Source organism: Candidatus Thiodubiliella endoseptemdiera, assembly GCF_964212635.1.
GTDB classification, from domain to species: Bacteria; Pseudomonadota; Gammaproteobacteria; order PS1; family Pseudothioglobaceae; genus Thiodubiliella; species Thiodubiliella endoseptemdiera.
Genome location: NZ_OZ156463.1, coordinates 1,125,253 through 1,145,862, shown reverse-complemented (window position 1 = coordinate 1,145,862; position 20,610 = coordinate 1,125,253). Strand labels below are relative to the sequence as shown.

The window sequence follows — 20,610 nt, the reverse complement described above, 5'->3', positions numbered from 1 at the left end:
TTTAAATCCACTCCTAGCAGGGCTCTAGCAGGGCTAAGGGTGTTTTTAAAAAGTTTGTAATTTGATGAAAGATGGCGTTTTGATGATTATTCATATTTATGCAAAGGTCTCTCAAAGGTCTCTCTCTAATAAAAAAGATAAAAAAATTTGCACAGGGGGGAGGTCAATGGTATAATTTTTGAAAATTTTAAATTAAACAGGTGCCAAGCATGACAAATACTATAATAAAAATCAAATTAATTCACTTCCTTAAAAACACCTTTACCAAAAACCCAGCCCAAGCCGTAAATATCGCGGGGGGCTCTACTGCATTAACCAAACTAAAATACCTTTTCAGTGTTAGTTTACTTACCCTATCTCTTAATGTAGTCTCAGACACTCAGCAATTCAACAAAGCCGCCTACCTAGATTTTAGCAAACCTTACACCTACAACTGGAACAACACCCAAGCCGTTAATAAAAAAGACAACCAAGCCACCACCTTACTCAAAGAAGTCGCGAGCACTGTGCGTAATACCCTAGGCGGCACTGACTCAAACAATGCCAACCAATTTGGCAAAACTCTAAGCACCAATGTAGCAAACCAACTCAAAAACAAAGCCATCAGCACCACTGAGGGTTTTATTAATGACAAAGCCAATGAATATGCTAACAGCATTGGCTCTGGTCGCAGCGAGATTAGTATTTACGGCATTGACTCACAAGCATTGGATTATAGTATTAAAACCATCCAACCTTTAACAACGCTTGATAAAGACAGTAAGAAATTAACCTTCTTCCAAGGTCGGCTTAACTCAGGCGAGAATCATGGCGAACGCCGTAACACCCTCAATTTAGGTATTGGACAACGATTCTTACTTGAAAACGATAAATCCATTGTAGGCATCAACCTATTTACCGACTATGAGACTAAGTCTAAACACAAACGCCTCAGTCTTGGTTTAGAATACCAACGCACAAACTTTAAAGCCAATATCAATAAGTATTATCCACTCACAGACAAAAAAGTCATTGGTGCTTTCACCGAAGAAGTTTTACCTGGTTATGATGTTAAGCTCGAAGGTCAAGCACCTTACCTACCTTGGGCAAAAATCAAAGGATCGCGTTATTATTGGGATGGACAACAAGGTCCCGATATCAAAGGCACCATCTTAGGCGTGGAAGTTAAACTCACCCCATCACTTGAGCTTGAGATTGGCACTGAGAAATCTAACACAGTAGAACGCGCCAGTTATGCACGCCTAACAGCACAATTACCCTTTAAAGACAACGAGCGTTTCACTGACTTTAGTATTAGCGATACCCCTTTCAAAAACGAAGGCATTGTTCACTTAACAGACCTAAGCCCAGTAGAACGAAGCAACAAAATCCGTATTGAAAAACTTCTAAATGGCGTAAGTAATGGCGTAAGTGTTGTATTGGGTGAATACAACGCCACCACTGTGGGTGCCCGTTGTGTGGTTTACAGTGCTTCAAATGTTGCTATTGCAGGCGGCTCAGGTGTCACAGATGCCAAAGGTCTCGTTGATTTATCCAGCGTAGTTATCCCAGCAGGTTTGGTTACCATGACTTGTACAGGCGGTAGCTATACCGATGAGGCAACAGGTAGTACTATTCCAGCGCCAACGTTTCGTGCAGCTACAATATATTCAGGTACAGGCGAGTTAACATTAATAACCTCACCGTTATCTGAAATTGCTTATCGATTGGCTACTGCTGCCGGTAATTTAGCGGCTAACATCGCTGATCAAAATACTGTGGTTGCCACCGCCTTCGGTTTGTCCGGCATTAATATAACTAACATTATCCCTACGGATTTGAATAATGAAGCAGCAGGTGATAGCCCTAAGGGTAAATTTGGCTTAGTGCTTGCAGGCATCTCACAAATGCAAGAGAGTAGTCCTGCAGTTACGATTGCTACTTTAGCCGCAGATATTAGTGATGATGGCACTTTAAACGATGCAAATCAAGATTTGGCAACCGCTATCAACCGCTGTGCAACTGGTGGTATGGGTTTAGGAGATGGCACAGCTTGTGCTACAGGCTCAGGAAGAACAGGTAGTGCCGCTAGCGCAACGGGCGAAGGCACTATCAAAGGTAATCTAGCCATTGTTAAAATTAGTAACTATGACGGCACCAACGTAGTACCAACACTGAAAGACTATATCGGTGCAGGGGTTACTGGGGTTACTGCTGGTAACCTAGCAGCTGTTAATGCAGATATTGCTACAGCAACCACCACTGACTCTGATACCACTGCTGAGATTCAAGCAATAGTGAATGCAATAGTTGCTGCTGCTGCTGCCTCAAGCAGCGTTCTAAAAGACATCGGCACCGATGCCAACACTGCTAGCACTTCTGATACCACTATCGCTGAGTTTGGTGCAATTCTGCCAGCACTCACGAGTTTTGTTGATGCTAATTTAGCTGCTTACCAAGCCTACATTGATGCCAATTCAGGTAGTTTTGCCTATCATCCGACTCAGGCAGAGGTGCAAGTAATGGTTACTGTGGTGAATGCAACAGTTGCTGCTGCTGCTGCTGCCGCTGCCTCAAACAGCGTTCTAGAAGACATCGGCACCGATGCCAACACTGCTAGCACTTCTGATACCACTATCGCTGAGTTTGGTGCAATTCTGCCAGCACTCACGGATTTTGTTGATGCTAATTTAACTGATTACCAAACCTACATTGATGCCAATTCAGGTAGTTTTGCCTCTCCTGCGACTCGGACAGAGGTACAAGCAATGGTTGATGCGGTGAATGCAACAGTTACTGCTGCCGCTGCCTCAAACAGCGTTCTAGAAGACATCGGCACCGATGCCAACACTGCTAGCACTTCTGATACCACTATCGCTGAGTTTGGTGCAATTCTGCCAGCACTCACGGATTTTGTTGATGCTAATTTAACTTATTACCAAACCTACATTGATGCCAATTCAGGTAGTTTTGCCTCTCCTGCGACTCGGACAGAGGTACAAGCAATGGTTGATGCGGTGAATGCAATAGTTGCTGCTACTGTTACCTCAAGCAGCGTTCTAGCAGACATCGGCAACGATGCCAACACTGCTAGCACTTCTGATACCACTATCGCTGAGTTTGGTGCAATTCTGCCAGCACTCACGGGTTTTGTTGATGCTAATTTAACTGATTACCAAACCTACATTGATGCCAATTCAGGTAGTTTTTCCTATCCTGCAACTCGGACAGAGGTACAAGCAATGGTTGATGCGGTGAATGCAACAGTTACTGCTGCTGCTGCTGCCTCAAGCAGCGTTCTAAAAGACATCGGCACCGATGCCAACACTGCTAGCACTTCTGATACCACTATCGCTGAGTTTGGTGCAATTCTGCCAGCACTCACGGGTTTTGTTAGTGCTAATTTAACTTATTACCAAACCTACATTGATGCCAATTCAGGTAGTTTTGCCTCTCCTGCGACTCGGACAGAGGTACAAGCAATGGTTGATGCGGTGAATGCAACAGTTACTGCTGCCGCTGCCTCAAGCAGAGTTCTAAAAGACATCGGCACCGATGCCAACACTGCTAGCACTTCTGATACCACTATCGCTGAGTTTGGTGCAATTCTGCCAGCACTCACGAGTTTTGTTGATGCTAATTTAACTGATTACCAAACCTACATTGATGCCAATTCAGGTAGTTTTGCCTCTCCTGCGACTCAGACAGAGGTACAAGCAATGGTTGATGCGGTGAATGCAACAGTTACTGCTGCCGCTGCCTCAAGCAGAGTTCTAAAAGACATCGGCACCGATGCCAACACTGCTAGCACTTCTGATACCACTATCGCTGAGTTTGGTGCAATTCTGCCAGCACTCACGAGTTTTGTTGATGCTAATTTAACTGATTACCAAACCTACATTGATGCCAATTCAGGTAGTTTTGCCTCTCCTGCGACTCGGACAGAGGTACAAGCAATGGTTGATGCGGTGAATGCAACAGTTACTGCTGCCGCTGCCTCAAGCAGAGTTCTAAAAGACATCGGCACCGATGCCAACACTGCTAGCACTTCTGATACCACTATCGCTGAGTTTGGTGCAATTCTGCCAGCACTCACGAGTTTTGTTGATGCTAATTTAACTGATTACCAAACCTACATTGATGCCAATCCAGGTAGTTTTGCCTCTCATGCGACTCAGGCAGAGGTACAAGCAATGGTTGATGCGGTGAATGCCTCAAGCAGAGTTCTAAAAGACATCGGCACCGATGCCAACACTGCTAGCACTTCTGATACCACTATCGCTGAGTTTGGTGCAATTCTGCCAGCACTCACGGGTTTTGTTGATGCTAATTTAGCTGCTTACCAAGCCTACATTAATGACAATCCAGGTAGTTTTTCCTCTCCTGCGACTCAGGCAGAGGTGAAAGCAATGATTACTGCGGTGAATCCTTCTGTTGCAGCTGGAACCATTACCTTTAAGAACTTAACTTATATGATAGTGAAATCTCCTGACACAAACAAAATGTGGCTCGATAGAAACCTCGGTGCCACTAAAGTTTGTGCCTCATCTACAGATTCTGCTTGTTATGGCAATCTCTACCAATGGGGTAGAAATGATGATGGGCACGAATCTAGAACTTCAGGCATAACAGCAAAATTGGCAACTACCATCACCCCAGCAATAAATAAATTTATTACCTCTTCTACCCTTTCTACCTCTTCAGGCGACTGGAGCGATGCAGACTCAACTGGTAGCAGTAGAATCAGTGCTTGGACAGATGGCGGAGCAAATGACATTTGCCCAACAGGCTTTAGTGTGCCAACAGAGGAAGAGCTAACAGCAGATACCACCAGTGCCACTACCACGGATGTTATTAACAGCGCCACAGCCTTATCCAGCTTCCTCAAAATCCCAGTTGCTGGCATCCGCGATCATAGGAGTGGCGCGCTTTACTCTGTTGGCTCTGACGCCTACTTGTGGAGTCGCTCTGCTGATGGGTTGCGTGGCCGCCTTTTGGGCTTCAGCAGTGGCAGTGCGAATTTCTACACTGATAATCGTGCCTTCGGTTTTACCGTTCGTTGCATTAAGGATTAAGCGTAGCGTGATACTTTGATTTATTTGCACACTTCGTCCCTTGACCCAGACATCCCGCAGGGTGGCTGGGTGCTTTTGGTTTTTTGTGCCTTTGGCGCAAGTTTTTTTTAGATTTTAAAATGAAAAACAATAAAGATTATGAAAATTTGGCTTACCAGTTGTATTTGGCTTATTATGATGCGCGCAAAAACAAGCGCAATACCTAAAATCAGTTGGAATTTGAGTTTGATTATGAATCAAAATTGATTGAATTGGCAACACAGATTAATAATCGAACTTACCAACCTAAGCCATCCACAGTGTTTATGATTAACAAACCCGTTAAGCGTGAAATTTTTGCAGCAGATTTTTCCGATAGAGTGGTGCACCATTTGATTTATCGAGCGATTTACCTTGATGAGACCTTTGCATAAATATGAATAATCATCAAAACGCCATCTTTCATCAAATTACAAACTTTTTAAAAACACCCTTAGCCCTGCTAGGAGTGGATTTAAAAAATTTCCAATTTAATAAAATCTGTCATTTTGCTAATCATCCCTATTTATGCAAAGGTCTCTCTCTAATAAAAAAGATAAAAAAATCTGCACAGAGGGTCAATGGTATAATCCTTGAAAATTTTAATTAGAATCAGGTGCCAAGCATGACAAATACTATAATAAAAATCAAATTAATTCACTTCCTTAAAAATACCTTTACCAAAAACACCTTTACCAAAACCCCAGCCCAAGCCGTAAATATCGCGGGGGGTTCTACTGCATTAACCAAACTAAAATACCTTTTCAGTGTTAGTTTACTTACCCTATCTCTTAATGTAGTCTCAGACACTCAGCAATTCAACAAAGCTGCCTACCTAGATTTTAGCAAGCCTTACACCTACAACTGGAACAACACCCAAGCCGTTAATAAAAAAGACAACCAAGCCATCACCTTACTCAAAGAAGTCGCGGGCACTGTGCGTAACACCCTAGGCGGCACTGACTCAAACAATACCAACCAATTTGGCAAAACTCTAAGCACCAATGTAGCAAACCAACTCAAAAACAAAGCCATCAGCACCACTGAGGGTTTTATTAATGACAAAGCCAATGAATATGCTAACAGCATTGGCTCTGGTCGCAGCGAGATTAGTATTTACGGCATTGACTCACAAGCATTGGTTACTGCGGTGAATGCAACAGTTACTGCTGCTGCTGCCTCAAGCAGCGTTCTAGCAGACATCGGCACCGATGCCAACACTGCTAGCACTTCTGATACCACTATCGCTGAGTTTGGTGCAATTCTGCCAGCACTCACGGGTTTTGTTGATGCTAATTTAGCTGCTTACCAAGCCTACATTAATGACAATCCAGGTAGTTTTTCCTCTCCTGCGACTCAGGCAGAGGTGCAAGCAATGATTACTGCGGTGAATCCTTTTGTAGCTGAAACCGTTATGTTTAAGGGCTCAACTTATAAGACAGTGAAATCTCCTGACACAAACAGAATCTGGCTCGATAGAAACCTCGGTGCCACTCAAGTTTGTGCCTCATCTACAGATTCTGCTTGTTATGGCAATCTCTACCAATGGGGTAGAAATGATGATGGGCACGAATCTAGAACTTCAGGCATAACAGCAACATTGGCAACTACCATCACCCCAGCAATAAATAAATTTATTACCTCTTCAAGCGACTGGAGCACTGCAGACTCAACTGGTAGCAGTAGAACCAGTGCTTGGGCAGATGGCGGAGCAAATGACATTTGCCCAGCAGGCTTTAGTGTGCCAACAGAGGCAGAGCTAACAGCAGATACCGCCGGTGCCACTACCACGGATGTTATTAACAGCGCCACAGCCTTCTCCAGCTTCCTCAAAATCCCAGTTGCTGGCTATCGCTATCGTGCGAATGGCGCGCTTAACGATGTTGGCTCTGACGTCTACTTGTGGAGTCGCTCTGCTCGTGGGTCGAATGGTCGCAGTTTGGACATCGGCAGTGACACTGCGGGTTTCGGCAGCACTAATCGTGCCTACGGTTTGAGCGTTCGTTGCATTAGGGATTAAGCGTAGCGTGACACTTTGATTTATTTGCACACTTCGTCCCTTGACCCAGACATCCCGCAGGGTGGCTGGGTGCTCTTGATTTTTTGCGCCTTTGGCGCAAGTTTTTTTTAGATTTTAAAATGAAAAACAATAAAGATTATGAAAATTTGGCTTACCAGTTGTATTTGGCTTATTTATGATGCGCGCAAAAACAAGCGCAATACCTAAAATCAGTTGGAATTTGAGTTTGATTATGAATCAAAATTGATTGAATTGGCAACACAGATTAATAATCGAACTTACCAACCTAAGCCATCCACAGTGTTTATGATTAACAAACCCGTTAAGCGTGAAATTTTTGCAGCAGATTTTTCCGATAGAGTGGTGCACCATTTGATTTATCGAGCGATTTACCTTGATGAGACCTTTGCATAAATATGAATAATCATCAAAACGCCATCTTTCATCAAATTACAAACTTTTTAAAAACACCCTTAGCCCTGCTAGGAGTGGATTTAAAAAATTTCCAGTTTAATAAAATCTGTCATTTTGCTAATCATCCCTATTTATGCAAAGGTCTCAACAGGACAAAGATCAATTTTTATGAGAGAGACAACTTATAAAGTTAAAAGTGTTTGTTTTTAAAGTTGCCAGTTGCTGGCAACCGCAATCGTACGAATGGCGCGCTTAACAATGTTGGCTCTAACGCCAACTTGTGGAGTCGCTCTGCTAATGGGTCGAATGGTCGCAATTTGAACATCAACAGTGGCAGTGCGAATTTCAACAGCAATAATCGTGCCAACGGTTTTAGCGTTCGTTGCATTAAGGATGAGAATTTTTGTCATGCTGTTTTATTTTTTTATCAACTTTGCCTGATTACAAAGAGTCTTTAGTTATGAGGATGCGGCGATTTTTCGCTAGGTTATTAAATTAATCTGTGTTTTTAGTGGACATTTGCAATATAAGTGCGTAAAATCGCCTCCTTTAGTGCGGGGTGGAGCAGTTCGGTAGCTCGTCGGGCTCATAACCCGAAGGTCATAGGTTCAAATCCTGTCCCCGCTACCAAATTTTTAGACCCCCTTTTTTAGGGGGTTTTTATTACAATAAAGAAAAAGCATGGCAAAAATTACGGACAAAATTGAAGAATTAATCAAGCCCGTTATTGAAGGTATGGACTATGAATTGGTGGGAATTGAGTATATTTCCAGCGGCAAGCACAGTATTTTACGGGTGTATATTGATACTGAGAAAGGGATTGGGGTTGATGATTGCGAGGCAGTATCGCGTCAATTGAGTAGTCTTTTTGATGTGGAAGACCCGATTACAATGCCGTATAATTTGGAGGTTTCATCGCCAGGTATTGAACGACCATTGTTTCATATTGGGCATTATCAGCGATTTTTAGGCAATGATATTTCGCTGAGATTGTTGCGACCGATTAACGGACAGAGAAAATTTAAGGGTGCTATTGGCAGTGTGAGTGAAAAAAACAATAGTATTGAGTTGATGACAGAATTGGGGTCCGTTGATTTGGACATTGATTTAATTGAGAAAGCGAATTTAATTGCGCATTTTTAGGAGAAAAAAGTGGAAAGTAAAGAATTATTTTTAATGGTTGAGGCAATTTCTAATGAGAAGAACATCACAAAAGAAGATGTTTTTGAGGCTTTAGAAGAGGCAATGGCGGTTGCAACCAAAAAACGCCATAATATTGATGCTCATGTTGAGATTGACAGAAAAACAGGTGAGTTTTCTACCTTTAGACAATGGACAGTGGTTGAAGATGGCGATAATTTCCTTGATGATGATGGTGAAATAGAATTTAACGCAGAATTGCATGTTTACGCCAAAGACGCCAAAGGCATTGCAGTTGAAGATTTTGTGCGTGAGCCGAGAGAGACGGAAGAATTTGGCCGTATTGCCGCACAAACCGTGAAGCAAGTGATTATCCAAAAAGTACGCGAAGCAGAAAGAGAAGTGATTGTTGCCGATTACACTCAACGAGTGGGCGAGGTGATTATGGTCACTGTGAAGCGTGTTGATCGCAGTAATGCCTATGTGGATATGGGCGGTGTTGATGGAATGATTTCTAAATTTGATTTAATTCCTAACGAATCTATTCGTAAAAATGACCGTTTGAGAGCCTATATTAAAGAAGTGAAATCAAGTCCACGCGGTGCACAAATCTTCCTAAGTCGCACAGTACCTGAAATGATGATTGAGTTATTTGAGATGGAAGTGCCAGAGATTTCAGAGGGTGTGATTGAAATTATGGGTGCAAGTCGTGACCCAGGTTTGCGTTCAAAATTGGCAGTCAAAACCAAAGACAAGCGTTTAGATCCAATCGGTTCTTGTATTGGTATGCGGGGTGCACGAGTGCAAGCAGTTTCTAATGAGTTAAATGGCGAGCGAGTTGATGTGATTTTATGGGATGAAGACATTGCACAATACGCGATTAACGCTATGGCACCAGCAGAAGTCACTTCAATCGTGGTGGATGAAGATAAAAATACAATGGATATTGCAGTTGAAGAAGATCAATTGGCATTAGCCATTGGTCGTGGTGGTCAAAATATTAAATTGGCTTCTCGCTTAATTGGCTGGAAGTTGAATGTAATGTCAGTCAGCGAATCCGACGACAAACAAGCCGAAGAGAGCCAAAAAGTCAGCGATAAGTTGGCTGAAAAATTGGGTATTGATTCTGAGGTAGCAGCGGTATTAATTGACGAAGGTTTTGGCAGTGTTGATGCAGTGGCAGATGCCGATGCGGTAAATTTGGAATCTATTGAAGAGTTTGATGCTTCAATGGTGGAAGAAATGCAGGCGCGTGCTTCTGATGCACAATTGGTGCAGGCTTTTGGTGATGCAGATTCTTTTGAAGTATTGACAACAGTTGAAGGGGTTGATGAAGATTTGGCACAAGCATTGATTAAGGCTGAGGTTATCACCGTTGAAGATTTGGCAGAATTATCTATTGACGAATTATTGGAAGTTCGTAATATTGACAAAGAAGTGGCATCAGCTGTGATTATGACAGCAAGAGAAAATGAAGGATGGTTTAAATAATATTTAACAAAGGCAAACGCTATGGCACATACAGTTCAATCACTTTCTAAATTATTGAAAAAGTCGGAAGACGAAATCATTGCAAGTCTGGCAGACGCTGGTGTTAGTGATAAAACGATGGATTCCGAAGTTTCGGCAAGCGAACTCAAAATTCTAATGGGTAGTAAAAAGCGTACGGTTAAACCAGCCACACCTACTGTGAGTGAAATCGATGCAGAAGAAGTGGCTAAGGCGAAAGCGGCGTTAGAGGCTGGGCACGAAAAAGATGAGAAGTTGTTGGAGCAAGATGCTAAGCGTAAAGAAATGACGCAAAAGCAAAAGCAAGACGATGAAGATCTGAAAAAACAGCAAACAGAAGCAAAACAAGAAGCAGAAAATACTAAAAAAGCCCCAGAAGACAAGAAAGAAGAGGCCAAAAAGCCAAAACGCTTGCGTAATGCAGGTTCGCCAGGGGTAGGCGGTCGTGCACAGTTGCATGTTGCCAAGAAAACCAATAGAAAATTAAAGAAAAAAGACAGAACTCGCCTTAGTCAAAAAATTCAAGAAGAACAAGCACAGCACGGTTTCCAAAAGCCAGTTGAAAAGGTAATTCACGAAGTGGCAGTTCCTGACAATATTAAAGTAATTGATTTAGCCCAAAAAATGACTACCAAAGCAGGTGAAGTTCTGAAAGTATTGATGGGTATGGGTGTGATGGCGACGCTGAATGATGTAATTGACCAAGATACTGCACTTTTGGTGGTGGAAGAAATGGGACATCAAGGTGTTGCCAGTAAAGAAACAACGATTGAAGATGTGGCCATTGAAAAGTCAAAAGCCACTGGCGACGAAATACAGCGACCACCAATTGTTACTATTATGGGTCATGTTGATCACGGCAAAACTTCACTATTAGACCGTATTCGTGAGGCAAAAGTTGCGGATGGCGAAGCGGGCGGTATTACTCAGCATATTGGCGCTTATCAAGTTGAGTCAAAAGGCAATGTCATTACTTTTATTGACACGCCAGGACATGCTGCATTTTCAAAAATGCGTTCTCGTGGTGCAAATTCGACCGATATTATTATTCTCGTGGTGGCAGCCGATGATGGGGTAATGCCACAAACAATTGAGTCAATCAATCACGCGAAAAAATCAGGCGCACCAATTATTGTCGCTATTAACAAAATTGATAAAGAAGGGGCTAATCTTGACAAAGTCAGACAAGAACTCTCTTCGCACGAGGTCATTTCTGAAGAATGGGGCGGCGATGTGATGATGGTTGGTGTTTCGGCAAAAACAGGCGAAGGCATTGATGCTCTGTTGGATGCCATTACGCTAACCGCTGAAGTGTCAGAATTTTCAGCAGTTGCCAAAGGTCCAGCACAAGGGACAGTATTAGAAGCCCGCTTAGAAAAAGGCCGTGGCAAAGTAACGACAATTCTGGTGCAATCAGGCACTTTAAAGAAAGGCGATATTATGATTGCTGGGCTGGAATATGGCAAGGTTAAGCAAATTGTTAACGACCAAGGCAAAGTTTTAAAAGAAGCAGGACCTTCTATGCCAGTTGAAGTGCTTGGCTTGTCAGGTGTGCCAGATGCAGGTGATGAGGTATTGGTAGTGGAAACTGAACGCAAAGCACGCGAAGTCGCTAGTTTCAGAAAAGCACGCGATCGCGAGGCGGAATTACAAAAACAACAAGCATCGAAAATGGAAAACTTCTTGCAAAAAATGGAAGAAGGCGATGTTTCTACCGTTAATGTATTGCTTAAATCTGATGTTAGGGGTTCAGCACAGGCATTAGTTGAAGCGCTTGAAGAATTGTCAACCGATGAAGTGCGTGTTAAAGTGGTATCCAGTGGCGTGGGCGGTATTAACAATACTGATATTACTTTAGCGGCTACTTCAGGGGCGTTGGTGCTTGGCTTTAATGTGCGTGCTGATGCGGTGGCGCGTAAAACGGCAGATAATGAAGATGTGCGTATTGAATATTACTCAATTATTTATAACTTAATTGATGATGTTAAGGCGATTATGAGCGGTTTATTAAGCCCTGAATTGAGTGAAAATATCATCGGTATTGCTAATGTGAAAGAAGTATTTAGGTCGCAAAAATTGGGCGATATCGCAGGTTGTATGGTTGAGGAGGGTATGGTTAGAAAAGACTCTCCAATTCGTGTATTGCGTGATAGCGTGGTAGTATTTGAAGGTGAATTAGAATCACTCAGACGCTTTAAAGATGATGTTAAAGAAGTCAAATCAGGTATTGAATGCGGCATTGGCGTTGCTGGTTACGATGTGGAAGCAGGCGACCAGATTGAAGTCTTTGAGCGTATTGAAAAAGCGCGTACTTTGTAGGTAATGGCAGAACAAAATTCTTTTAGAGTAGAACGCGTTAATGAGTTAATTCGTCGAGAATTAGTGATATTGCTCAAAAAAGAAACCAAAGACCCAAGGCTACAAGCCGTCGATATTACTGATGTGTTAGCCAGTCGTGATTTGAGCAGTGCCAAGGTTTTTTACACTGTGCCAGAAGAGCAGAAAAACAGCGTCGCCCCTTTGCTTTATAAGGCTAGTGGTTTTTTTCGTTCTCGCTTGTCAAATATTTTGGATTTACGCCACACTCCAGCACTCAAGTTTATCTATGATTCAGCCCCAAATACAGGTGCCAGAATTGATGATTTATTAGCAAAACTCTAAATTGTCAAGACGCAACCCAAAAGGTAGAAATATTAACGGCATTATCCTATTGGATAAAGATACAGGGCTGAGTTCTAATGCAGTTTTACAAAAAGTCAAACGCTTATTTTTTGCTAAAAAAGCAGGACATACAGGGGCGCTTGACCCACTTGCCAGTGGCATACTGCCGATTTGTTTGGGGCAGGCTACGAAGGTTGCAGGGTTTTTATTGGATGACAATAAACGCTATTATGTGCGTGGGAAATTGGGTGAAACCACTGACACCTTAGATTGTGAAGGCGAAATTACCAACACCAGAGATTTTGAACTGAGTGAGGCACAAGTAAAAGCAGCTGCATTCAGTTTTCAAGGCGATATTGAGCAAATACCGCCAATGTATTCAGCGCTTAAAAAAGACGGACAACCTTTGTACAAACTCGCTAGACTAGGCATTGAAATTGAACGACCAGCTCGACCTGTCACTATTTTCAACATTGATTTTTTGGGCTATGAAAATGGCATTTTTAGTTTAGAGGTGTCATGTTCCAAAGGCACTTATATCCGTTCATTGGTTGGCGATATTGGTGAAAAATTGGGCTGTGGTGCACATGTGATTGAACTCAGGCGTACAGGATTTGCCCATGTAGATATTGGTCAAGCTATTAAATTTTCTGATTTGGAAAAATTAGCCAGTGACAATTATGCACAACTTGATGCACAGATTTTTCCAAGTGAGGATATGTTGCCTAGCATTCACAGCATCACTATTGATGAGCAGCAGGGTATCGACATTCGTTATGGGCGAACTGTGAAAGTTGAAAACCAAGGTGATAACTTGGTTAAAATATTTGATAAAAACGCTCTATTTTTAGGTATTGGGCAAATAGAAAATAACATTTTACAACCCAAGCGATTATTTATATGAAGAAAAAAGACGCACTCGTCGGCTATTATTTTAATAATAATTTAATGCACTCCATCAAAGGCGATAAAAGCCTACGAGAGAGTGTTTATAATCGTGAGCGTGCATTTAACAGTGTTGATAAAAACCTAGAAAAACTCTCAAAAGTTTGGTTATATTTGCTGCTGGAAACTGGTGCTTATCGCCTAGTAATTGGGCTTAATAATGCCGAGGTGCGTATTTCCAGTGTATTTGACCCATTTAATACTGAAGTGCATTTGGCAGATGATTTGCTCAATCCAGAATATATGGATTTTCATTTTAATAAAATCCCACTCAAAGAAAAAAGTCGATTGATTAAACGACTTTACAAAGTAATGGAAGACGATACTGCCTTTGAGTTGCTTTCCTTAGAATGGCAAAACTCTTTACGCATGCGTAATAAAAAAATGGAAAAATTGACCGATGTTGACGATTTGCGTTTCATTATGGAAAATCTACCTAAATTGCGAGACTTAGAGGGTTATTATTTGCGTGCAGTGACTATCAACTTGTTTAATTCAACGGTGTCAATGTCATTTAATTGTGACGGTACGCAGATTATGTCACACAAGAAATTTAGAGAATTTATTGAGCATTACATATAATTTGAGACCTTTGCATAAATATGAATAATCATCAAAACGCCATCTTTCATCAAATTACAAACTTTTTAAAAACACCCTTAGCCCTGCTAGGAGTGGATTTAAAAAATTTCCAATTTAATAAAATCTGTCATTTTGCTAATCATCCCTATTTATGCAAAGGTCTCAATTTTTGTAAATTATTCAAAAAAACTATGCATATTACAATAAAAGAAAGATTAAAAAATATTTTTAAAAAGGATGAGCCTATCGTTATTTCAATTAACGGCAAGTGGGGCGTGGGGAAAACGTATTTTTGGCATAAATCTAAAGAAGAACTGGCGGATAAAAAAACTGCCTATGTTTCTTTGTTTGGCAAGGAAAAAATTGCAGATATTCGAACAGATATATTTTTGCAAGTTATGTCTAAGAACGAGAAAATTGTAACTAAAACCAAGGAGTTGGTTAAAAGTATAAAAATCCCGCTTATTGATATTTCAACACTTATAGCCTCACTTGACAGTCAAGACTTCAAAGATATAATCGTGTGTTTTGATGATTTTGAAAGATTATCATCAATAAAACTAGAAGAAGTTTTGGGCCTTATATCAGAATTAAAAGAACAAAAACAATGTAAGATTGTTATGATATTGAATGAGGAAGAGTTAGAACCAGAAGATCAAGAAACCCTGTCCAAATATAAAGAAAAAATTGTTGATTATGAATTTAATTACGATCCCAGTCCATCTGATTCATTAAATATATTGAAAGATAAATTAACTGTTTTCAAAGATTATCCTTTAGAGAAATATTTAATAGAGCATAAAGTAAACAATATACGGATTATTAGCCGAATTATTAACGCACTAAATGATTTTTCTTTTATCCAGACTCATATCGAAGGCGAGCCAAAAGTTACAACTGAGATAGTGGGCAGTATTATCGAAATTGCCGCTATTAATGCACAAACATCTTCTTTTGATGGACTTATCAAATATGTTAGTGAAAAACTAGAATCTGAATCTGCTGAGTTTACAGAAAATGTAGAGCATGAAAAATTATTATTTTTAATCGAAGGCGATGATTGGAATATATCTTCTTTTTTGAAAAGCGATGTTGTGTCTATCCTTCGCCAATATTGCCAAACTTCTCTTGTTGACGAGGAATCTCTTGTAAAAATTATCAAATCTAAAGTTGATAATAGAAATTTATATTCTGTGCATGAAAATATTAAAACAAAACGGGATAAGCATTTATACGATATGTCGTATGAAGTCGATAGTTATGTAGGGGATTTATGGGAGATATTCGAAGAACACGGCAATAAACTTATTATTGCTGGAGATACATATCTAAATCCTAGAAATTTTATGTACTATATGGGGCAATTAAAAGAACTAGACATTGAAAATAAAGAAAAATACCATAATTTTGCTGTCGAACACCTTAAATCTTTTATTAAAGAGAATCTTGACTGGATGAAAGATGATAGTGGAGATGTACAAAAGATTTTAGATTTTGATGTGTCATTACCTGATTATTATAAAGAATGTATCAAAGAAAGTGATCAGTGTTCTATTAATTCAGTTGAACAAATAATAACCATGATGCGTGATATAAGACAAAAGCATGGTTGGAACAATGAGCCAGAAGTATTATCTAAAGTTCCGCCAAAGAATATAGAGCAATATATTTTGGATAATCCAAAATATGTTAAAGAGGTTGTGCGTTTTTTGAGTAGCCCTGAAGGAAAGGATTTGAACGTTAGTGAATATACAGAAAATGTAATATCCGTTTTCCAAGATTTATCCAAATCTCAGAATAAAAACCATGCGGATAAAGCCAAAAAAAATATTAAATTATTTAGAAAATACAAATAAATAAAATCACAGGAGAATATATGAAAATTTTAGTAATAGGCGGCGGTGGTCGTGAGCATGCTATTTCTTGGCAGTGTGCTAAGTTTGATGGTGTTGAAGAGGTTTTTGTGGCACCAGGTAATGCGGGCACGCAACTAGAAGACAAACTCACGAATGTCGATATTGGGGTGGAAGAGGTTGGTGCTTTGATTGATTTTGCTAAAGATAATGCGATTGATGTTACCATTGTGGGGCCTGAGGCACCGTTGGTGATTGGCGTGGTGGATGCCTTTCAAAAGGAAGGATTGGCAATTTTTGGGCCGACTCAAGCTGCCTCACAACTTGAGGGTTCAAAAGCGTTTTGCAAAGATTTCTTAGAGCGCAATAATATTCCAACTGCTTATTATGATGTGTTTACCGAGGTTGAACCTGCTATTAAATATGTGCAAGAAAAAGGTGTGCCGATTGTTATTAAAGCCGACGGTCTAGCGGCAGGCAAGGGCGTAATTATTGCCAATACTCAACAAGAGGCAACCGATGCAATTAATGATATGCTTGAGGGTAACCGCTTTGGTGAAGCGGGTTCACGCGTGGTGGTTGAAGAATTTTTGTATGGAGAAGAGGCCAGTTTTATTGTTATGGTGGATGGTAAAAATATCTTGCCAATGGCAACTTCGCAAGACCATAAAGCCAGAGACAATGGCGATAAAGGTCCAAATACAGGTGGCATGGGTGCTTACTCCCCCGCCCCAATCGTTACCGATACAATTTTCCAAGAAGTGATGGACACCGTCATCCGCCCAACCGTTGACGGAATGGCAGCCGAAGGCAATGCTTACACAGGATTTTTATACGCAGGTTTGATGATTGATGCGGATAATAAATTTAAAGTATTGGAATATAATTGCCGTTTCGGCGACCCAGAAACGCAACCGATTATGATGCGTCTAAAGTCTAATTTGGCAGATTTATGCTTATTAGCAACGCAACAAAAATTAGACCAAGCGACTATTGAATGGGATACTCGCTCATCTATGGGCGTAGTTTTGGCAGCAAATGGCTATCCAGATGCTTACCCTTCGGGCGAAGTGATTAGTTTGCCGATAGACAGTGAATCAACAAAAGTATTTCATGCTGGCACCAAGATAGATGGCGACAATATTGTTAGCAACGGTGGGCGTGTTTTATGTGCCACCGCACTCGGCACCGACACCAAAGACGCACAGAAAAACGCTTACGCATTAGTGCAAAAAATTGACTGGGAAAATGCCTATTATCGAACCGACATTGGTTTCAAAGCAATTTGACAGATTTTTTCCATTATTAGAGACCTTTGCATAAATATGAATAATCATCAAAACGCCATCTTTCATCAAATTACAAACTTTTTAAAAACACCCTTAGCCCTGCTAGGAGTGGATTTAAAAAATTTCCAATTTAATAAAATCTGTCATTTTGCTAATCATCCCTATTTATGCAAAGGTCTCTATTAAGGGCACGCTTAAAAACCCCAGCACAATTTATGAAACACATAAAAACAGCCCTTTTTCTACCCAAAAACTCGTTAAATAACGGGCTATTCTCCTTATTTTTGGATAGAAAAGGGACTATTTTCTGCATTTCCTAAATCGCACCGGGGTTTCTGGGGCGCCCTTAATTTTTTCAGGTTGGATAAAAACCGATAGTTCAAAATAATATAGTCTTATATTTACACTAACTATCAGTGTTAAAAGTTAAAAAAATAGTGTTTAATCAACGATAAACAGAGTTACAAATAATTAACTATCGGTTTTTAAAAAACTGATAGTTAATGTTATAATGTGTTTTATTTTAATCATTTCTTATTATGAAAATTGTATCACCACCTCAATCACTATCTATGGGGGAACTTGTTAAATTAGTAGTTGAAAAAGTTCAGTTGGGTGCGATACCCTCTGCAACAGATAAAAAAGGGCGTTATTTACATTGGGATAAAATTAGACACTTAGAGGTTCCTGAGGCGTTCGATAGTATTGAACAGTATTGGCATTTTTTGCAATTTTCTCGCACAGGACAACAAAAAATATTGCCTTTTACCGAAGCGTTTTCCTATGTTTTGACAGACGATATTCAGAAAAATATCCACCAAATAGATTCCAACATGCACGGCTCAGTTGAATCTAAAAATATTGGAAACAATAAAGACAGGTATATTATTCGTTCATTGATGGATGAAGCCATTAGTTCGTCTCAACTTGAGGGGGCAGCAACCACCAGAAAAGTTGCACGCGATATGTTGCGGCACAATAAAGCACCTGAGGATTATTCGCAACGCATGATTTATAACAATTATCAAGCGATTAATTTTATTAATGAACACAAACACGATGATTTAACACCCAAGTTAATACTAGAATTGCACAAAATTGTTACTGACAATGCCATAGACAACCCTGATGACGCAGGCAGATTTAGGCAAGATGACGATATTAATGTGGTTGATATGGGTACAGGCAGTATCTTGCACCACCCCCCAGAATATCAATCATTGCCCGATAGAATGAAAGTTTTGTGTAATTTTGCCAATGGCAATACGCCGAATTATTTTGTTCATCCCATTATTAGAGCGATTATTGTGCATTTTACTTTGGCATATGACCACCCTTTTGCCGATGGCAATGGACGCACCACTAGGGCGTTATTTTACTGGGTGATTTTAAAAAACAATTATTGGCTATTTCAATATATTACGCTATCAACCTACATTAAAAAAGCACAAGGTCAGTATGGTGAATCGTTTTTAATGGTTGAAAGTGATAATTTTGATTTGACTTATTTTATTAATAGCCAACTAAAATTTATTAACCAAGCCATCAAAGGTTTGTTTGACTATGTAGATAAAAAGCAGCATGAACAAAAAAAGGCGTTAGAATTACTAAGCGCTTACTTGACAGATGGCAAACTTAACTCACGCCAAGCGATGCTAATTCAGCATTCCATCAAACACTTGGGGGCAGTTTATACAATTGAAGGGCATAAAATATCTCAAAATATTGGCTATGCAACCGCTAAATTAGATTTAGAAAAATTAGCAAAATTAGGGCTTTTGCAACAATCTAAGCGTGGGCGAGCCTTTGTCTTTATTGCCCCGAATGATTTAGAGCAACGCATTAAATCATACCAATGATTATTGTCGGTGTAGATGAAGTGGGCAGAGGCTGTTTGGTCGGTAATGTGGTGGCAGGAGCGGTGATTTTGCCTGATGATTTTGATTTGCCGGAACTTACTGATTCTAAAAAACTCAGTGAGAAAAAACGCGGAACTTTATATGCACAAATCACCCAACAATGCCAATGGGCAGTGGGCGAAGCAAGTGCCAATGAAATTGATGAAATCAACATCTTGCAAGCCACAATGTTAGCCATGAAACGGGCGGTTGAAAATCTGTCTATCCAATATCATCAAGTGTTAGTAGATGGCAATCGTTGCCCAGAGTTAAATAATTGCCAAGCAATTATTAAGGGTGATTTGACTGAGCCTGTGATTTCCGCAGCGTCAATTATTGCTAAAGTCACACGCGACAGGCAGATGTTTGAATTAGATGAACTTTACCCAGCATATGGTTTTTCCAAGCACAAAGGCTATGGCACAAAGCAACATCTGCAAGCACTAAAAGAATTTGGTGCAATTAAAAATCAGCACCGTGCTTCATTTTCCCCAATTAGAAACTTGTCCCGCTGTTAGAGTCTAATGCCTGTATTTGGCGACGAAGAACCTCTTTTTTTGCTTTGATTATGGCGCGTTTTGCCTCAAGTTTTGCTTGCTTCTCAGCCTCAAGTTGTTTGCGTTTTTCGCTTTCAATCTCAGCGGCGGGACGGGCTTTTAAATAGTGAAATAATTTAACGACTCGCTCAACCCCTCCTATTGTAGAGACAATTTTGGTTGCTTTGTCAGCTTCACGAGCCGTCAACGCACCCATTAAATAAACCGTGCGATTTTCAGTCATAATCTCAACATGTAGCGGATTAAAAACTTCTTGATTATGGAATAACGCTTTGGCACTTAGGGTAATCGCCGAGTCTTTAGCCCTGCCCACTAAACCAGTATTTTTTGCAACACGCACTTCATTGGTAACCTTTCTGATTTTAAAATCTTTGAATGGCGCCTGCTTAGTAATGTAGTTGCGTATGGAGACAGTCGGCACTTCACCCGTGATGACAACTTCTTTGTTATAAACCATAAAATTTAAATGCGTGTCTTTTAGCATTTTGTCTTCGCCACTCCAGCTAAATAAACTAAACTCAATACCTGTGTCATCAATGACTTCGCCAGTAGTACGCCTGTCATTAGAAACTACAATAGTAGTGCCCACCACCGATGAAATAAGACAGCCACTTAAAAATAGCGTGCCTATAGTAATGAGTAAAGATAAGATGATTTTTTTCATAAGTAG

19 protein-coding genes and 1 tRNA gene are annotated in these 20,610 nt (G+C 40.4%); 18 read left to right on the top strand and 2 right to left on the bottom strand.

Annotated elements, in window-relative coordinates; all coding sequences use genetic code 11:
- Window positions 1–209 precede the first annotated feature (209 nt).
- The 6 genes from AB8525_RS05965 to AB8525_RS05940 all read left to right on the top strand — a co-directional run bounded on the left by AB8525_RS05965 (window position 210) and on the right by AB8525_RS05940 (window position 7,694).
- Window positions 210–5,054 (top strand): inverse autotransporter beta domain-containing protein, encoded by a 4,845-nt coding sequence (locus AB8525_RS05965; protein WP_369176836.1) that lies wholly within the window; start codon window positions 210–212, stop codon window positions 5,052–5,054.
- 212 nt (window positions 5,055–5,266) lie between these two features.
- Window positions 5,267–5,467 carry a hypothetical protein gene (locus AB8525_RS05960; RefSeq protein ID WP_369150110.1) on the top strand — a complete coding sequence of 67 codons (201 nt, stop codon included), beginning with the start codon at window positions 5,267–5,269 and terminating at the stop codon, window positions 5,465–5,467.
- Window positions 5,468–5,469: 2 nt separating this feature from the next.
- A complete protein-coding gene (locus AB8525_RS05955; RefSeq protein WP_369176834.1) occupies window positions 5,470–5,682 on the top strand; it encodes a hypothetical protein in 213 nt (70 codons plus the stop codon).
- A gap of 15 nt (window positions 5,683–5,697) precedes the next feature.
- Window positions 5,698–7,092, top strand: coding sequence for a hypothetical protein (locus AB8525_RS05950; RefSeq protein WP_369176832.1), 1,395 nt, complete (start codon window positions 5,698–5,700; stop codon window positions 7,090–7,092).
- Window positions 7,093–7,305: 213 nt separating this feature from the next.
- Entirely contained in the window at window positions 7,306–7,506 is a 201-nt protein-coding gene (locus AB8525_RS05945) for a hypothetical protein (RefSeq protein ID WP_369150110.1), read from the top strand.
- 2 nt (window positions 7,507–7,508) lie between these two features.
- The gene (locus AB8525_RS05940) at window positions 7,509–7,694 is read left to right on the top strand and encodes a hypothetical protein (protein WP_369176830.1); all 186 of its coding nucleotides are present in this window, start codon (window positions 7,509–7,511) and stop codon (window positions 7,692–7,694) included.
- An 18-nt stretch (window positions 7,695–7,712) separates the two neighbouring features.
- Here the strand turns inward: AB8525_RS05940 and AB8525_RS05935 are convergent, their stop codons facing one another.
- Window positions 7,713–7,916: a hypothetical protein gene (locus AB8525_RS05935; protein ID WP_369150102.1), complete on the bottom strand. Its 204-nt coding sequence runs from the start codon at window positions 7,914–7,916 to the stop codon at window positions 7,713–7,715.
- A gap of 143 nt (window positions 7,917–8,059) precedes the next feature.
- Here AB8525_RS05935 and AB8525_RS05930 point away from each other — a divergent pair.
- The 12 genes from AB8525_RS05930 (at window position 8,060) to rnhB (ending at window position 19,901) form a co-directional block, all read left to right on the top strand.
- Window positions 8,060–8,136: transfer RNA gene (locus AB8525_RS05930), tRNA-Met, on the top strand.
- 51 nt (window positions 8,137–8,187) lie between these two features.
- Window positions 8,188–8,649: a ribosome maturation factor RimP gene (gene rimP, locus AB8525_RS05925; protein WP_369150100.1), complete on the top strand. Its 462-nt coding sequence runs from the start codon at window positions 8,188–8,190 to the stop codon at window positions 8,647–8,649.
- 9 nt (window positions 8,650–8,658) lie between these two features.
- Window positions 8,659–10,137, top strand: a complete 1,479-nt coding sequence (nusA, locus tag AB8525_RS05920; RefSeq protein WP_369150099.1) for a transcription termination factor NusA — start codon at window positions 8,659–8,661, stop codon at window positions 10,135–10,137.
- A 21-nt stretch (window positions 10,138–10,158) separates the two neighbouring features.
- On the top strand, window positions 10,159–12,474 hold the full coding sequence (gene infB, locus AB8525_RS05915) for a translation initiation factor IF-2 (protein WP_369176828.1): 2,316 nt from the start codon (window positions 10,159–10,161) through the stop codon (window positions 12,472–12,474).
- 3 nt (window positions 12,475–12,477) lie between these two features.
- Window positions 12,478–12,816, top strand: a complete 339-nt coding sequence (gene rbfA, locus AB8525_RS05910) for a 30S ribosome-binding factor RbfA (RefSeq protein ID WP_369150096.1) — start codon at window positions 12,478–12,480, stop codon at window positions 12,814–12,816.
- Between the two features lies 1 nt (window position 12,817).
- On the top strand, window positions 12,818–13,720 hold the full coding sequence (gene truB, locus AB8525_RS05905; RefSeq protein ID WP_369176826.1) for a tRNA pseudouridine(55) synthase TruB: 903 nt from the start codon (window positions 12,818–12,820) through the stop codon (window positions 13,718–13,720).
- Window positions 13,717–14,343 (top strand): hypothetical protein, encoded by a 627-nt coding sequence (locus AB8525_RS05900; protein WP_369150094.1) that lies wholly within the window; start codon window positions 13,717–13,719, stop codon window positions 14,341–14,343. Before truB ends, AB8525_RS05900 begins: the two co-directional genes overlap by 4 nt.
- Window positions 14,344–14,363: 20 nt before the next feature.
- The gene (locus tag AB8525_RS05895) at window positions 14,364–16,199 is read left to right on the top strand and encodes a P-loop NTPase fold protein (RefSeq protein WP_369176825.1); all 1,836 of its coding nucleotides are present in this window, start codon (window positions 14,364–14,366) and stop codon (window positions 16,197–16,199) included.
- 20 nt (window positions 16,200–16,219) lie between these two features.
- Window positions 16,220–17,485, top strand: a complete 1,266-nt coding sequence (purD, locus tag AB8525_RS05890; RefSeq protein ID WP_369176823.1) for a phosphoribosylamine--glycine ligase — start codon at window positions 16,220–16,222, stop codon at window positions 17,483–17,485.
- Window positions 17,486–17,521: 36 nt separating this feature from the next.
- A complete protein-coding gene (locus AB8525_RS05885; RefSeq protein ID WP_369150050.1) occupies window positions 17,522–17,671 on the top strand; it encodes a hypothetical protein in 150 nt (49 codons plus the stop codon).
- Window positions 17,672–18,057: 386 nt separating this feature from the next.
- Entirely contained in the window at window positions 18,058–19,344 is a 1,287-nt protein-coding gene (locus AB8525_RS05880) for a Fic family protein (protein WP_369176822.1), read from the top strand.
- Window positions 19,341–19,901 carry a ribonuclease HII gene (rnhB, locus tag AB8525_RS05875; RefSeq protein ID WP_369176820.1) on the top strand — a complete coding sequence of 187 codons (561 nt, stop codon included), beginning with the start codon at window positions 19,341–19,343 and terminating at the stop codon, window positions 19,899–19,901. Before AB8525_RS05880 ends, rnhB begins: the two co-directional genes overlap by 4 nt.
- Here the strand turns inward: rnhB and AB8525_RS05870 are convergent.
- The gene (locus AB8525_RS05870; RefSeq protein ID WP_369176819.1) at window positions 19,879–20,604 is read right to left on the bottom strand and encodes a BON domain-containing protein; all 726 of its coding nucleotides are present in this window, start codon (window positions 20,602–20,604) and stop codon (window positions 19,879–19,881) included. The genes rnhB and AB8525_RS05870 overlap by 23 nt on opposite strands.
- Window positions 20,605–20,610: the final 6 nt, after the last annotated feature.

Excerpts from the sequence above, each read along its gene's own strand:
- AB8525_RS05965 (WP_369176836.1), top strand. The coding sequence starts at position 210 with ATGACAAATACTATAATAAAAATCAAATTAATTCACTTCCTTAAAAAC.
- AB8525_RS05955 (WP_369176834.1), top strand. The coding sequence starts at position 5,470 with ATGAATAATCATCAAAACGCCATCTTTCATCAAATTACAAACTTTTTA.
- AB8525_RS05950 (WP_369176832.1), top strand. The coding sequence starts at position 5,698 with ATGACAAATACTATAATAAAAATCAAATTAATTCACTTCCTTAAAAAT.
- AB8525_RS05940 (WP_369176830.1), top strand. The coding sequence starts at position 7,509 with ATGAATAATCATCAAAACGCCATCTTTCATCAAATTACAAACTTTTTA.
- AB8525_RS05935 (WP_369150102.1), bottom strand. The coding sequence starts at position 7,916 with ATGACAAAAATTCTCATCCTTAATGCAACGAACGCTAAAACCGTTGGC.
- rimP (WP_369150100.1), top strand. The coding sequence starts at position 8,188 with ATGGCAAAAATTACGGACAAAATTGAAGAATTAATCAAGCCCGTTATT.
- infB (WP_369176828.1), top strand. The coding sequence starts at position 10,159 with ATGGCACATACAGTTCAATCACTTTCTAAATTATTGAAAAAGTCGGAA.
- rbfA (WP_369150096.1), top strand. The coding sequence starts at position 12,478 with ATGGCAGAACAAAATTCTTTTAGAGTAGAACGCGTTAATGAGTTAATT.
- AB8525_RS05900 (WP_369150094.1), top strand. The coding sequence starts at position 13,717 with ATGAAGAAAAAAGACGCACTCGTCGGCTATTATTTTAATAATAATTTA.
- AB8525_RS05895 (WP_369176825.1), top strand. The coding sequence starts at position 14,364 with ATGAATAATCATCAAAACGCCATCTTTCATCAAATTACAAACTTTTTA.
- purD (WP_369176823.1), top strand. The coding sequence starts at position 16,220 with ATGAAAATTTTAGTAATAGGCGGCGGTGGTCGTGAGCATGCTATTTCT.
- AB8525_RS05885 (WP_369150050.1), top strand. The coding sequence starts at position 17,522 with ATGAATAATCATCAAAACGCCATCTTTCATCAAATTACAAACTTTTTA.
- AB8525_RS05880 (WP_369176822.1), top strand. The coding sequence starts at position 18,058 with ATGGGGGAACTTGTTAAATTAGTAGTTGAAAAAGTTCAGTTGGGTGCG.
- rnhB (WP_369176820.1), top strand. The coding sequence starts at position 19,341 with ATGATTATTGTCGGTGTAGATGAAGTGGGCAGAGGCTGTTTGGTCGGT.
- AB8525_RS05870 (WP_369176819.1), bottom strand. The coding sequence starts at position 20,604 with ATGAAAAAAATCATCTTATCTTTACTCATTACTATAGGCACGCTATTT.